Consider the following 14,799-nt stretch of genomic DNA (forward strand, 5'->3'; position numbering starts at 1 on the left):
CAAGAGCCCCGACAATGCTTACTGCACCCCCGATTTGTTTCGGAAGTCGTAACCCTGCTTCACGCAACGCTTCAAACATGACTTCCATGATTAAAACTTCAACGAGAGCAGGAAATGGAACATACTCTCGCGAGGCAGCCATACTAATCAAAAGGTTCGTCGGAAGCATCTCATGGTGAAAGGTGATTAACGCCACATACAGGGAAGGGAGGAACAGTGAAATCACAAGGAAAAGGTAACGAAGCCATCGAATAGCCGTCCCAATCAAGAATCGTTCATAATAATCCTCACTTGATTGCAGTAGAGAATAAAAGGTCGAAGGCACAACGATAGAAAAAGGAGTTCCATCTACTAAGATGGCCACACGTCCTTCAAGAAGGTTTGAGGTAACTACATCAGGGCGTTCCGTCGCTAAAACCTGTGGGAAAGGGGATTTTGGATTGTCTTCAATAAGCTCCTGTATCATTCCACTTTCCAATATTCCGTCAATTTCAATTCGGCTTAGCCGGTTTTGGGTTTCTTCTATTAAGGTCCTATCTGCAATTCCTTCCATATACGCGATAACAACCTTTGTTTTGGTGTAACGACCTATTTCCATGCATTGCAATTTTAGTTCAGGACTTCTTATTTTTCTTCGAAGTAAGGAAGTGTTTACCCGTAAGGTTTCAACAAATGCTTCACGTGGTCCCCTGACAACCATTTCAGCTGATGGTTCCTCAACAGAACGTTTCTCCCATTTTGAGAGGCCTAACGAAAACCCCGTGTTCCTCTTATCTACCAGTATCACTGGATTTCCTGAGGAGATTTCCTGTATACACTCGGAAAATGTTTTGATTTCCTTCACATTGGAAACCGATATTTTCTTTTCAATCAAATTATTAACGTTGTAGAATTCCTCCTCTGTGTTCTGCATAAGTGGTGATAGTACGTTGTCATCTATTTCTTCAATGTTTGACAAACCTTCAATGTAAAGTAGAATGGATTTAACTTTTCCACCTATGAAAAAAGGACGAAAGATAACATCAGAGCAATCTTTATATATAGAGCGGAACTTGTTTTCGTTATTAGTCAAGTTATCAAATAGCGGATCTGGTTCTTGCTTGAATTGTCCCCCTGTTGGAGTTATTTTCGCCATTTTAGATTTCAACGATTTCCGCCACAAATGATTCATCATGGTCATCCTTTCCCATCCCAATAAAAAACACCATATATTATAGTTTTGTTTATGTGAGTATATTTATACCAAAACGGAGTAAATCCAAATCGAGAAGTCGTGAGTAATAATTAAATGCTTTCTTCGATGGGGATAACACCTATTTTTCTGAATTATTATGCTGGTATGTTACCCCAGCTTTCTCCTTAGATATTTCCGCCCAGGAAGAACCATTTCTTAATGAAATGGGTTCTTTTTTGTAACTAACTAAATGGGCTGGGTTGGAAATCAACTATGTTCGTAAAAGTACACTTTACGAAAGGATTTTAATTAATTACTTATTCTAAGAAGTGTTATGGTAACTGAACTATAAAAATAAAAAGATTTATTTGTTCATTGAACATTATTACAAAGTTACAACTGAACAAAAAAATACCACCCTTAGAAGTGGCACTCGAAAAAGGACTTTTATTTAACCATCGAAATAAATATGAGAATTTAAGTTTATGCTTAAACTGATCTTTCTATATAATGCAATAACTGGTTTATTTTTAATTTCCCAATCTTCAGTACTTATCATAGGGATATGGTATTCCCTTTCCATTTCGGTCATTAACTCAATCAATAGATGGCTTCTCATAGGCTCTTTTACTAAAAGAATAATTTCCTGATATTCTTCGTCTACTTTCGCTAATGTTTTCATACTATTGTCCCCTCCATAGTCCGTGGGAATTATACCTTTCCCTAGTATGTTTAATCTTCTCCCATCAAGCACCGCCCTAGTCTTACTAGGTCACTTGCAATGGAAGTTCGTAATGGGACATTCTCCCTGAAAAGAAGTGCTCAAATAGGAAAAAGAGGAATTGACTTCTAAGGCCAATTCTTATCGAATTATTTTTATATATATATTGGAGTTATTACCTCATTGATGACAAGACAAATTTTTGGATACGTAATGGATGGTACGATGCATATAACCAACAAAGAATGGAAAAAAATGAAGGACGAGAGTCAGGGAGATGAAGAGTTTCGGTTGCCCCTGAGCGTTTCGCCCTTCGTAGTTAATATACTCCATTTCGTAAAAGATATACGAAGATTGTAAAATGAACAAATCTCGTAGGGGCAAGGATCTAGGCGTCACTCGTTACAATCTTACAATGATCCCGATAAGTCCAATTGGACAGAATCCAGGGAAAGCGGAAAGGGAATATTGTCCGGCATTCAATCCCTGCAACCATCATCTGGAAGGATTTTATTACTAGGTTTGCTTCCCCAACCATCTCTTACAAAACGAACCCGAACACCGTTTGCTGCTTTCTCGACCAGCAGTTCTGTGATTCGATTACCAATTTTGGTCGTTCCGATAGATGTATTATTCCAAATCAATGTTTTTTGGGCTGTTTGTAAGGATTCGATGAGTTGTTCATACTTTGCTATTCCATTGTTAAGTACTTGAACTTGGCGGATTCGAAGCCCATGCGGTGAAATGCCGTAAAGCATCAACGATTACCGAGGCTGAATCACTATATGTATCAGGTAATTTGTCAGTTATTATGAGAGGATGTCAATTTTTACCGAAGAAATTGCTTAGGATTTGATGTGCTGAGATATAGCAAGAAACCAATGATAGGCAAAATAAGTCCGATTGTTATCCAATTTAAAGCCTTGGAAGGACGAACTTCCCAGATTGCTATCCTTTGATGGAAGGGGTTCTTCGTCATTGTACGGACATGGAAGTAGACCGAAATTATGTCGATACGCATGGACAAAGTGTTGTTGCTTTTGCTTTTTGCCATCTACTTGGTTTTAAATTGATGCCACGCTTCAAAAATATTGGTTCTCTAAAGTTATATCATCCAGAAGCTGGCATGCATGAATGAGGAGTATCCTCATTTACAGGAAGTTTTAAGTAGATCGATTTACTGGGATTTTATCCGTCAACAGTATGAACAGATCATTAAAGCAAACACTTTGAGCTGTATTTTTAGTATTACCGGTTTATTAGTAATGAATTTCTATCGTAAATAAGAAAAAAACCCATGATAAAAGGTTCTAACATGGGTTTTCGACTTTTTTTAAATAAAACAGAAATATTTTAAAACAATGAAATTTTTTAAATCTAGATTTAAGATAGAACAATAAAAACAGATACATCAACTTATAATAATGGAGAAAGCAGGCGAGCACCCTGTTCAACAATGCGTTCGGTCAGGGATCGTTGCAACAAGTCTTCAATTCTTAATGGTACAGAATCAGTAAGATCCCTCTCGAACTGCTCTGTGAGTTCCCTTGCCACATCAGCACTGTACACGACTTGACACACCTCATAATTCAGGCGAAAACTTCTCATATCATAGTTTGCTGCTCCTACTTCTGCGATCTCCTCATCTAGGATCATCAGCTTCGCATGTAACATTCCTTTGTCGTACTGGTAAATTTGGACTCCTGCTTCTATAAGTTCCCCGTAATAGGTACGGCTTGCAAAGCCCACAATTTTTTGATCAATATGACGAGGAACCAGCAATCTTACGCGTACACCACGAGCCACAGCTGTCTTTAATGCCATGATAATATCTGTATCTGGTACAAAGTAGGGTGTCGTTATATCAATCGTCTTGGTCGCCTGTGATATGCATATAAAGTAAGCCTGCCGAATGACCGGGGTAGGAACTCCAGGATTTCCTTCCAACGTATGAATGTACGCTTTTGGCAATGTCCCTGATTTGTTTACCTCTTTTTCCTCTACGATGCTCAATTCAGATCCCCATTCGGCTGACCATCTGGAAAGATCTACGCTGCCAGTTCGATCGACTTCCTTTGATTTATGTGTTGGAAATTTAGTGGGTTTTTTCGTTAACTTAGATTTTGTTTTCGACTTTATCTGTTCCGGCAAAGCGATATTCCAATGAACGTCGAAAATCGTCTGCAAATCTTCTGTTGCTTCCCCTATGATTTGCAAATGAGTATCCCGCCAGTAACCTATCTCAGGCTTTAATCCTGTATATTCATACCCCACGTTGATACCACCGGTAAAAGCTTCCTTTCCATCGATTGTGACAATCTTAGAATGATCCCGATAATTCCAATTGGACAGAATCCAGGGAAAGCGTAAGGGGAATATTGTCCGGCATTCAATCCCTGCATCCATCATCCGAAGGATCTCATTACGCGGAAATTTTTTGCTTCCCCAACCATCTCTCACAAAACGAACCCGAACTCCGTTTTCTGCTTTATCAATTAGCAGTTCTGTGATTCGATTCCCAATTTGGTCATTCCGGTAGATGTAATATTCCAGATCAATGGTTTTTTGGGCTGTTTGTAGGGATTTGATTAGTTGTTCATACTTTGCTATTCCATTGTTAAGTACTTGGACTTGGCCAACTCGAAGCCCATGCACGGTGAAATGCCGTAAAGCATCAGCGATTATCGAGGCAGAATCACCATATGTATCAGGTAATTTGTCAAACTCATTATGAGAAGAGGTTAATCTTTTCCGATGAATACGTTTGGGATTTGATGTGCTGAGATATAGCAAGAAACCAAGGACAGGCAAAATAAGGCCGATTGTTATCCAATTTAAAGCCTTGGCAGGCCTACGAACTTCCCAAATTGCTATGAATAACATAAAGAACGTATTTAACAGGTATAGATAAAAAATCCACTCCAACTGAAATCCCTCCCTTGTTTTTCTCTTAACATGTACAAACTGTTTATCGAGTATACGCTTTGAATACGAAGGAATTGTTTAGATAAACATTTAGGATTCACCTTGGGGGAACAATAATTATCAGCTAGAAGAGCGAAAAAACTAAGAATTCTGGAATGGTAAACGCCACGAAACATATAAGGGCTATATAGGGAATAAAATGAATGGACTATTATGAAGGAAAGTGGGGCATTGCATGTGAAAATCCATGTGGTGAATAGGGGGGATTCTTTATGGAGGGTTTCCCAACAATATGGTGTCAGCACCAACCTAATTGTTAGGATCAATGGCCTTGAAAATCCCGATAAGTTAGGTACGTGAAGTAGCCTACGATTTGACCTACGTAAGTCCGTTTGGTTATAGAATGAGGCAAGATGGCAGTTTAGAAGTCATTGATGACAACCCGACCATACAAGCGGCACAATCAACTAGGGTCATACCCATGATGTGCATAACGAATTTTTCCGCCACAGAAGCAGGAACACAACTTGCACATACGATACTTTCTGATTTAAGTTTAGTGGAAAAATTATTGACCAACGTCATAAAGACGATGAAAAATAAAGGGTACCGTGGATTGAATATCGATTTTGAAAGTGTAGCACAAGAGGACCGCGATTTCTACAATCGCTTTCTCCAAAGAGCAGTGAATCGATTGCGTCCTGAAGGCTACTTTGTGTCCTCCTCTCTTGCCCCAAAAACTAGCGCCAATCAAAAGGGATTATTAGTTGAAGCACATGACTATCGAGTTCACGGACGGCTGCTCGACTTCGTTGTGCTGATGACATATGAATGGGGTTACCGAAAGGGACCGCCACAGGCTATTTCTCCTATTAATCAAATCAAGCGTGTCCTTGACTATGCAGTTACAGTGATTCCAACAAACAAAATCTTTATAGGCTTTCAAATTTATGCACGTGACTGGCTTGTTCCTCATGAAGAGGGGCAGGAAGCAGAGACTTTCGACATGCAGGAAGCCATCAGACGCGCCATCCAATATAATGTAGAAATAAAATACGACGAGACAGCCCAATCACCGTATTATAGATACAAAGATAGTCAGGGACGCACACATGAAGTTTGGTTTGAGGACGCACGCAGTGCTAAAGCTAAATTCGACCTGGTGAAGAGTTACAGGGCAAGGGGTCTCAGTTATTGGGTACTTGGTTATCCTTTTCCCCAGAATTGGGAACTACTTGGGGATACATTTATTGTACGGAAATTGTAGGGTGTTTTTTAACTGTAAAAGGAGACTGCCCTAGAAGTTCAGTGCCTTTTGGGCATGGCATGGGGTCTACAAAGTGAGAGTTTTAGGATTAATGATTTTTTAGGGGCAAATGTCTAGTCCTAGGAAAACTAAGGAACATAAGATAAAATTAAATATACTCAATATAAGAAAGGGAGTTAAAGGTGCCTCCTTATCAATCACATATCTTTTATCAACCTCAATATTCCAGTCAGTTTCCGCAATACCCTGAGTCTGAGATTTGGGCAGAACAACAAATCAAACAAACATTATATCCTCATTTAAAATCACAAGTGTTAAATATTATTGCCCCTTTTGTAAAATATGGATTAGAAGAAGCAAAGGATACTTCATACGTCCATGCATTGCAGGAAGTTGCTGCAATGACCTATTTAATTGGTCAGGGTATGGATCCACAGACCGCTTATTTAACGGTCGAATCTTGGGAAATTAACGAATGTGAAGGGATGATTTATTAGGAGGACATTACTTTTTAGTTGTTTGTCTGGATCCCTGAAAAAGTCCAATTTTTCACTGTATGAAAATCTAGAAATATGGCAGTGTGAAGATGTTTGAGAACAAAATTTATCCTTTTTCATGGGTTTATTGTGAGCATAATGACGGAACTAATTAATCAAGCCATTCAACAATTTGCTGGGAATCAGCTACAATGTGAAGACGTTTTAAACAAGCCGCAAAGAAATTGACGAAGCAAACCATAGTAATAGTAAGGTAAACTCATTTCTCTTCAGGCCATCTCAACAATCAAAATAAAAGTCAAACTGAAAACGCTGACCATGATCAGTGTTTTTTTCATTTGTATCCTCTCCATAAAGAGGTAGTCTCTAAATACTAAGGATTAAGATTTTCCCATTGGAAAAGTTAATCTTTTTAGATATATCATAAAGTTCAATTTGAAGCATAAAAATACCGTTTGAAAACAAACGGTATTAAAACTTATTGCTGTTTACCTATTTAAATCATTATTCATCTTTAATATCTGGGTCAGTTGCATCTTTAGGGTCTTCAATTGGATCTTCTGAATCAGGAACTAAATCAGCTTCATCATCATCTGGATCTTCTGAATCAGGAACTAAATCAGCTTCATCATCATCTTTATTTTCATCTGTATTATCCGGATCTGTTGCATCTTTAGGATCTTCAATTGGTTCCTCTGTATCAGGAGGAGTTGGATCATTATCCCCATCTGTATTATTACATCCCATTAACATCGATGGCAGAAAGAAAAACACCTGTTAATAGTCTTAGATTCATTGTGATCGTCCTCTCTATTGGTTTTTTACTTGCCATATTACTTTCTCCTTTCCACTTTTTTTTATACAAAGTGTAAAACAGTGAAATAAAATGGATGAGGAGTCACCCGGTTAAGGAAAGGCATTCAGATTTGGCGCTCTATTTGTTTCCGACTCAATAAACCCGGCCTGTTAACCGCCTTCTCAAAGGCTGGTTTAAATCACATCGGTTCGGTGTTAATCGAATTAATTTAGAAAAACTACAACGTCACACTGTTAGTGTCATAATTTAAATTGAAATTCTAAAGTTTTATGTCGCGGAATATCTCCTATGATTCAATTGTTAAAAATAACAATAAAAATGTTCTGGATGGATATATTAAGATTGTTTTCTATAAAAAAGGAGGAAGTGTTATGAGATTACCCCAAGACTTCAAAAATTTTTTAGGCGTAAATCCAGCTAGGCATAAAACAGAAGGGTTAAGTTTAGATCCATGCTTTTCACAACCCATCATACATAAGGAGATACATGGGGATAAAGTATTCGTCCCATTGGATTTAAAAAGAGTTTGGAATCGTTTATAGCAATGTAAAATAGCAACCGTGGGATATAATACGGTTGCTATTTTACATTTCAAGGAAAAAAGGATATTAACTTGTTTTCATGATGAGTTCTGGGTATTTAAAATGGATAAAATTTGAAGGTATATAAAGTTCTGTTTTCACCATTCTAAAAAAGTAATTTATTAAAAACAAGGAGGCGTTATTCATGACAGTAATCAATGACCTTAAGACCACTCTTGCAGGTTTGAAAAGTGCACAGGCTAGCTTCGAAACCTTTTCACTTGGTACAGACAACGAACAAGCAAAGCAACTTTACCAAGATGCTGCTAAACAAACTCAATCCGTTGTAGACACCATTGAACCACGTATTCAACAAGTCGAACAAGAAGAACCCCAATACAAACAACAATAATAAAAAAGCAAGAAAAGGTTGGTTGAGTTTCAACCAACCTTTTTACACCTTCAATGATAAAACAAAGGGGTGATTTCATGAAAGAAAAAACAAACAAATTAATCATTTTTCTTTTATTACTAACTGTTATCGGATTAGGCTCAGGATGTAATAGAAATCAAAATCAATCTGGTGAGGACCATGAGGATTTGAATATTTCTCAGGTACATACAAGCAATCCAATCAATCAATCCGTTGCGAATCAAGCAAAAAAGAAGGTCATCACGGAGGAAGACATTTCGGATGTGAAGGCTGTGAATACGGATAAAGAGCTATTGATAGCGATCAAAGTCGAAAACTTTGAGCGTTTTCGATTAAAGAAAATCGAAAAGAACGTGAAATCAGACTTGGAAAAAGACTATCCGGATCATAAAGTCTTGGTTTCGACCGATTCAAAAATGTATTTGGAACTTGATCAATTAGAACAAAAAATCCAAAAGGATAACACCAATACGGAAGGAATTAGAAAAGGATTTTATTAAAATTAAAAGTCTGATGAAAGAAAAAACCTAAGGAGAAAGAGGAGTCGGACCATGTCGAATAAACAAAAGAAAAAATTGACACCTGTTCAACAAGAATATCAAGGGATTCAAAAACACCGGGAAACACAGAGACCAGTAGTTAAAAATTGCATAAAAGCATTTTTAACAGGGGGCCTTATTTGTCTGATCGGGCAGCTCATTTCTGCCTTTTATATTTATTATTTTGATTTTACGGACCAAACAGCTGGAAATCCAACCGTAGGGACTTTAGTTTTTATTACGATGCTTCTTACAGGTTTCGGAGTCTATGACCGTATGGCTCAATTTGGAGGGGCCGGGACGGCTGTACCGGTTACTGGTTTCGGCAATGCCGTCATTTCTGCAGCGATTGAACATCGAACCGAAGGGTTGGTATTAGGGGTAGGCGGTAATATGTTTAAACTTGCAGGATCGGTGATTCTATTTGGCGTCTTTTCTGCGTTTGTCATTGCCTTGTTTAAAACAATTCTTATACAGTGGGGTGGTTTGTAATGTTAGAAGGTCATCGTACATGGGTCTTCGAACAAAAGCCCGTGATTATTTCTACAGGTACAGTGGGAGGGCCGTTTGAAGCAGATGGAGCTATCGCGAAAGATTTTGATCTTCTGCATGCAGATTTATGGCTTAGATCAGGATTCTTATGAAAAAGCTCATAAAATACTTTTTTGAAGAAGCTTGTCAAAAAGCAATGGAAAAGGGCGGGATTCAAAAGGAACAGGTTCAGTTTCTCCTTGCAGGAGACCTGATCAACCAGATTACCCCAACCAGTTTCGCGATGCCGAACAATTGGAGCCCCTTATTTTGGGTTGTTTGGTGCCTGTTCTACCTCCATGGAAGGATTAGCTTTAGGGGCCTATATTGTCAATACAAACGGAGCCAAATATTTGTTAACAGGGGCTTCTAGTCATGATACAGCCGTTGAAAAACAGTTTCGTTATCCAACGGAATATGGTGGACAAAAACCACCTACTGCACAATGGACCGTGACAGGGGCTGGTGCGGCCTTACTAAGTAATTCCGGGGTAGGGCCATGTGTCACTTCTGCCACAATCGGACGTGTTATCGATATGGGATTGACGGATCCATTTAATATGGGAGGGGCTATGGCTCCAGCTGCGGTTGATACCATTGAAGCTCATTTAAAGGAACGAAACATTGATCCATCTTATTACGATTTAATTGTCACCGGGGATCTCGGTCAGATTGGACATGAAGTGTCCCTTGATTTATTTAAAAAGCATGGAACCCCTATTCGTGAAGATCAGTATCAAGACTGCGGATTAATGATTTATCGGGAAGGGCAACCGGTTTTGGCAGGAGGTAGTGGCGCGGGGTGTTCAGCAACAGTCGTCTATGGTCATTTATTAAACCGAATGAAAAAAGGTGAATTTAAAAGAATGTTAGTCGTTGCAACAGGGGCCTTATTATCCCCCCTATCCTTTCAGCAAAATGAAACGATTCCTTGTATCGCCCATGCGGTGTCGATTGAATACGGGGGTGAACAATAGACATGATCTATTTTTGGGCTTTTGTCATAGGTGGTTTGATTTGTGTCATTGGGCAAATTATGTTTGATGTGTTTAAACTTACACCGGGACATACGTTAAGTACCCTTGTAGTGATAGGTGCCATTTTAGATGGGGTAGGTTTATATGAACCATTAATTGATTTTGCTGGGGCAGGAGCTACCGTTCCTATTACAAGCTTTGGGAATTCACTTGTACACGGGGCCATGCAAGAAGCCGAAAAACACGGGTTAGTCGGTGTACTTACAGGGATGTTCGAAGTGACAAGTTCCGGCATTTCAGCTGCCATTATTTTCGGCATGTTAGGAGCTTTGATTTTTAAACCAAAGGGATAAGGGGGATGTAAGATGACCATCGGATCGGAAGTAAAGCAATGTCTTGCCAGCCTAAAAGGCGTAGAAGCTAATCTTTCCAGTTTAGCATTACGTACACAAGATAACGAATCGAAACAAACCTTACATGAAACGATGATGGTAGTGAACGAAGTAGTGACAGATTTGAAAAAAAGGGTTGGAGAGTTGGAGAGGGAGGAATTCCAGTATAAAGGGTTTTAAATAAAGTATATAGGAGGTATTATATAGTGCCTGATTGGTTAGATGTATTTGTACGGGCTTTGTTGTTTCTCATTATCCTTTTTTTAGTAACTAAAATGCTAGGTAAAAAGCAACTATCTCAAATTTCTTATTTTGAGTATGTTACTGGTATAACCATAGGAAGTATTGGGGCAGAAGTTATTACGGGTCTTGAACGAAAAATTACAGTGGGGATTATAGGAATTATAACCACTGCCGCACTACCTTTTATAGTTGGACTTATTTCTGAGAAAAGTAAAAAGTTTCGGGACCTTATAGAAGGAAAAGGAACTGTTTTTATTAAAGATGGAAAAATCATGGAAGATAATTTGAAAAAGGAAAGATACACAACGGATGAATTGTTAGCATTACTTCGAAAGAAAGATGTCTTTCAGGTGTCTGATGTAGAATTCGCGATATTAGAGGCAACCGGAGATTTATCCGTTATGTTGAAGAAAGAGAACCAGCCTTTAACCGCAAAGGATTTAAACTTGACGGTCGCTTCAGTCAAGGAGCCTCAGACTGTCATAATGGATGGTGAAATATTGGATGAACCACTTTCGACGATTGGACGAAGTCGAGGTTGGTTACAAACTGAATTAGAAAAATTAGGGGTCACAATTGAAAATGTCTTTCTTGGACAAATAAATTCTTATGGAGAACTAACGGTGGACCTTTTTGATGATATATTGCAAGTACCATCTCCTCAAGAGAGGCCTCTACTTCTTTCGACTTTGAAAAAATGCCAAGCAGACTTAGAATTATTTGCACTAGGAACAGAAAATAAAGAAGCCAAGCAGATATATGAAAAAAACAGTGAAAAACTACAAAAAGCGATTGATAACGTTACCCACATCTTAAAAAATTGATTGTATGATCCGTTGTTCATGGGTTATTTTATTCGTTCTAAAAAACATAGGAGGCAGTTAAATGCCTCCTAAAACTCACCCAAAAGATGTCAAAGGTAATGCAGTAAAAGGAGATTATATATGTATATGTAGACAAAAGGGAAATTCAACTTGTCACGCCCCTTTTTAAAAAGATTGCTTTCAACTAATTACACATCTTAGCCTCATTCTGAAATCATATGCTTGTACATATATTAGCCATAAACACATGATAAAAGGTGATGTATATTTTTCAGAAAATCACGGCTATTATTATAGGAAGTCTATTATTGAGTATCGGAATAAACGGCTTTTTAGTTCCCCATCATTTATTAGATGGAGGGATTACAGGCATTGCCCTCATCATCCATTATTACTTTGAATTTCCGACAGGTTTAGCTATGTTCCTTTTAAGTATCCCTCTGTGTATATTCGCCTGGATCCATGAACGAACATTTTTTTATAATAGCTTTCTCGGTTTAATTGTTGCTTCTATATTCATTGATTGGCTAGAGCCTTTAAGAAACCAATTTTCTCTTTCTATTTTTCCGAGTATGTTAATAGGAGGGGGATTGATTGGAATTGGAGTAGGGATCATGCTTCGATATGAAGCAAGTACCGGAGGAACCGACTTGTTAGCTCAATTTATATCGAAAGCTTTTTCCGTAAATATAGGGGTAGTTATTTTCATGATAGATGGTCTAATTGTAACATCGGCGCTTAATACATTAGAGTTAAAAGCTTTCCTCTTTTCTTGCTTAACTATTTGTATGATCGGAATGATTACTTCTTTTATGGCTAGGCCATCGAATAGCTAAGGAATGAAAAAATGGTATGGTATAGAGCAAATAAAATACATAGTAAAGGACAAGGGGTAAACTAGAATGGATTTTTAGGAACCAATTGGTAATTTTGTCCATAAAAGTATATTCAAAGGTAGGGAAAGGAACCATTTAGAGCTTCAGATTGAATGATTGCATTTGCATTACACCCTCTACTGCTTTACCATTTTACTATTTTACTAATAAATAACTTATTGTCATATAGCGCTTGTAATATTTATAACCTTTTATAAATAAAGTACTTTAAATCAGCAGGTTATAAAGGAGCGTAAAAATGATTCTCTCTAAATTTGTAAATGAACTTCCCATTCCCCCAGTCTTAAAACCACGTCGGAAAGATCAATTTCATACTTATTATAAAGTGAATATGACAGAATTTAAGCAATCCCTCCATATTGAGTTAAATGATACAAAGGTTTGGGGGTATGAAGGCAGCTATCCAGGTCCTACCATTGAGGTGGAAAGTGGAGAGAAAGTAGTCATAAAATGGACCAACAATCTCCCCGCAAAGCATCTTTTACCGGTAGACTATACGGTACATGGCGCCCATTTGGATGTACCGGAAGTACGTACTGTAGTACATGTACACGGGGCTAGCGTTGAACCCGAAAGCGATGGCTATCCGGAGGCTTGGTTTACAAGAGGGTTCAAACAAGTGGGGCCTTATTTTAGAAAGAAAGTATATCAATATGATAATAACATGCAAGCTTGTACCCTCTGGTATCATGACCATACACTTGGTATCACGAGACTCAATATATATGCGGGATTGGCAGGGTTTTATCTTATAAGAGATCACCGGGAACGTTTATTGAATTTACCATGTGGTCAATATGAGATTCCTCTTATTATTCAAGACAAATCATTTAATGAAGATGGCTCTCTTTTTTACCCAAGGCAGCCAGAAAAACCAGTCCCGCAATTAGAAACATCAATCGTTCCTGAATTTTTTGGAGATACTATCTTGGCGAATGGAAAAGTATGGCCCTTTTTAAACGTGGAACCACGTAAATATCGATTTAGACTGTTAAACGGATCTAACAGCCGTTTCTATAGGTTCAAGCTTGATTCGGGTCAACTCATTTATCAAATTGGAACGGATGGAGGTTTAATGGAATATCCGATAGGAATGAAAGAAATCATATTGGCACCTGCCGAAAGAGCAGATGTCATCATAGATTTTACCAATCTTGAGGGAAAGAATATTATCCTGAAAAATGATGCCCCAGCTCCTTTTCCAGACGGCGAACCGGAAAATGTGGTAGATACAGTGATGGAAATTAGGGTGACACTTCCTCTTTTAAGTATTGATACGAGTGTTATACCGTCTTATATGAAGCCTTTTCCAAAAATGAGCGAACAATCAGCTTCAAAGGAAAGGCACTTAACATTAGATGAGAAAACGGATAAATATGGGCGTGAAATCATGTTATTAGATGGTAAAGGGTGGGGTGCTCCCATAACAGAATATCCTAAAGTGGGGTCAACCGAAGTATGGTATTTAATCAACCTAACTGATGATTCACATCCGATTCATATTCACTTAATCCATTTCCAAGTATTAGAACGAAGAGCTTTCAATGTAGAAATATATAAAAAGGAGAGAGTCATCCAGTACACTGGCCCGTTAATGCCTCCAGTACCACAAGAAAGAGGCTGGAAGGATACAGTAAATGCTAATCCTAACGAGGTAACTCGGATTATAATGACCTTTGGTCCATACAGGATTGTATGTATGGCATTGTCATATGTTGGAACACGAGGATTATGAAATGATGAGACCGTATATTGTTATCCGATAATAGTCTTTATCATTGATAATCCTTGAAAACGTTTTTTCTACATCTTATTTCACTTTTTTTGATTTTCTTTAAGTATTGTTCTACTTTTACTGCCACTAATAGCTCCTTCTGTATTCACAGCTTCCATACCCCTAAATTTCTTCCTCGGTTATTACCTTACCTTTGTTTTCATCCGACCTGAGGACAAAATAAAAAAGGTGAATTTTACTTCTCGATAATCGCTGATTTGCGAGAAGTAAAATACCTTGGTAAGCCTATTTTTAAAAATTAATAAGG

Annotated in this window: 13 protein-coding genes and 4 pseudogenes; 12 read left to right on the forward strand and 5 right to left on the reverse strand. The window is 38.0% G+C overall.

What is annotated here, in order from left to right:
* The 3 genes from ABC374_RS27965 to ABC374_RS27975 all read right to left on the reverse strand — a co-directional run.
* On the reverse strand, window positions 1-1,135 hold a 1,135-nt coding region (locus ABC374_RS27965), incomplete at its 3' end, for a spore germination protein (protein ID WP_413020617.1).
* Between the two features lie 490 nt (window positions 1,136-1,625).
* Window positions 1,626-1,856, reverse strand: a complete 231-nt coding sequence (locus ABC374_RS27970) for a hypothetical protein (protein WP_048686165.1) — start codon at window positions 1,854-1,856, stop codon at window positions 1,626-1,628.
* Window positions 1,857-2,374: 518 nt separating this feature from the next.
* Complete coding sequence (locus ABC374_RS27975; RefSeq protein WP_063596899.1) at window positions 2,375-2,653, reverse strand: phospholipase D-like domain-containing protein; 279 nt, start codon at window positions 2,651-2,653, stop codon at window positions 2,375-2,377.
* A 197-nt stretch (window positions 2,654-2,850) separates the two neighbouring features.
* Here ABC374_RS27975 and ABC374_RS27980 point away from each other — a divergent pair.
* Window positions 2,851-3,124, forward strand: a pseudogene (locus ABC374_RS27980) (Tn3 family transposase); the annotation flags it as partial.
* A 187-nt stretch (window positions 3,125-3,311) separates the two neighbouring features.
* Here the strand turns inward: ABC374_RS27980 and ABC374_RS27985 are convergent.
* Complete coding sequence (locus tag ABC374_RS27985) at window positions 3,312-4,820, reverse strand: phospholipase D-like domain-containing protein (RefSeq protein ID WP_413020609.1); 1,509 nt, start codon at window positions 4,818-4,820, stop codon at window positions 3,312-3,314.
* A gap of 352 nt (window positions 4,821-5,172) precedes the next feature.
* On the opposite strand from ABC374_RS27985, the pseudogene ABC374_RS27990 reads away from it, so the two are divergent.
* Window positions 5,173-6,087: pseudogene (locus tag ABC374_RS27990) on the forward strand (glycosyl hydrolase family 18 protein); the annotation flags it as partial.
* Window positions 6,088-6,269: 182 nt separating this feature from the next.
* On the forward strand, window positions 6,270-6,584 hold the full coding sequence (locus tag ABC374_RS27995; RefSeq protein WP_336867105.1) for a hypothetical protein: 315 nt from the start codon (window positions 6,270-6,272) through the stop codon (window positions 6,582-6,584).
* Between the two features lie 504 nt (window positions 6,585-7,088).
* Here the strand turns inward: ABC374_RS27995 and ABC374_RS28000 are convergent.
* Entirely contained in the window at window positions 7,089-7,331 is a 243-nt protein-coding gene (locus ABC374_RS28000; RefSeq protein WP_413020611.1) for a hypothetical protein, read from the reverse strand.
* A 796-nt stretch (window positions 7,332-8,127) separates the two neighbouring features.
* Here ABC374_RS28000 and ABC374_RS28005 point away from each other — a divergent pair.
* The 9 genes and pseudogenes from ABC374_RS28005 (at window position 8,128) to ABC374_RS28045 (ending at window position 14,523) form a co-directional block, all read left to right on the forward strand.
* Window positions 8,128-8,334 (forward strand): DUF1657 domain-containing protein, encoded by a 207-nt coding sequence (locus ABC374_RS28005; protein ID WP_048689175.1) that lies wholly within the window; start codon window positions 8,128-8,130, stop codon window positions 8,332-8,334.
* Between the two features lie 77 nt (window positions 8,335-8,411).
* Window positions 8,412-8,855 carry a YhcN/YlaJ family sporulation lipoprotein gene (locus tag ABC374_RS28010; RefSeq protein WP_413020612.1) on the forward strand — a complete coding sequence of 148 codons (444 nt, stop codon included), beginning with the start codon at window positions 8,412-8,414 and terminating at the stop codon, window positions 8,853-8,855.
* Window positions 8,856-8,906: 51 nt separating this feature from the next.
* Window positions 8,907-9,386 carry a stage V sporulation protein AC gene (gene spoVAC / locus ABC374_RS28015; protein WP_063596914.1) on the forward strand — a complete coding sequence of 160 codons (480 nt, stop codon included), beginning with the start codon at window positions 8,907-8,909 and terminating at the stop codon, window positions 9,384-9,386.
* Window positions 9,386-10,402 (forward strand): annotated as a pseudogene (gene spoVAD / locus ABC374_RS28020) (stage V sporulation protein AD). Before spoVAC ends, spoVAD begins: the two are co-directional and overlap by 1 nt.
* A 2-nt stretch (window positions 10,403-10,404) precedes the next feature.
* Window positions 10,405-10,755 carry a stage V sporulation protein AE gene (gene spoVAE / locus ABC374_RS28025; RefSeq protein WP_063596912.1) on the forward strand — a complete coding sequence of 117 codons (351 nt, stop codon included), beginning with the start codon at window positions 10,405-10,407 and terminating at the stop codon, window positions 10,753-10,755.
* 12 nt (window positions 10,756-10,767) lie between these two features.
* Window positions 10,768-10,974: a DUF1657 domain-containing protein gene (locus tag ABC374_RS28030; RefSeq protein ID WP_048883024.1), complete on the forward strand. Its 207-nt coding sequence runs from the start codon at window positions 10,768-10,770 to the stop codon at window positions 10,972-10,974.
* Window positions 10,975-11,000: 26 nt separating this feature from the next.
* The gene (locus tag ABC374_RS28035) at window positions 11,001-11,861 is read left to right on the forward strand and encodes a DUF421 domain-containing protein (protein ID WP_063596910.1); all 861 of its coding nucleotides are present in this window, start codon (window positions 11,001-11,003) and stop codon (window positions 11,859-11,861) included.
* Window positions 11,862-12,121: 260 nt separating this feature from the next.
* Window positions 12,122-12,697 carry a YitT family protein gene (locus ABC374_RS28040; RefSeq protein WP_413020615.1) on the forward strand — a complete coding sequence of 192 codons (576 nt, stop codon included), beginning with the start codon at window positions 12,122-12,124 and terminating at the stop codon, window positions 12,695-12,697.
* A 298-nt stretch (window positions 12,698-12,995) separates the two neighbouring features.
* Window positions 12,996-14,523 (forward strand): annotated as a pseudogene (locus tag ABC374_RS28045) (multicopper oxidase family protein).
* The last annotated feature ends 276 nt before the right edge of the window (window positions 14,524-14,799 follow it).

The organism is Peribacillus phoenicis, assembly GCF_047238085.1.
GTDB lineage: Bacteria > Bacillota > Bacilli > Bacillales > DSM-1321 > Peribacillus.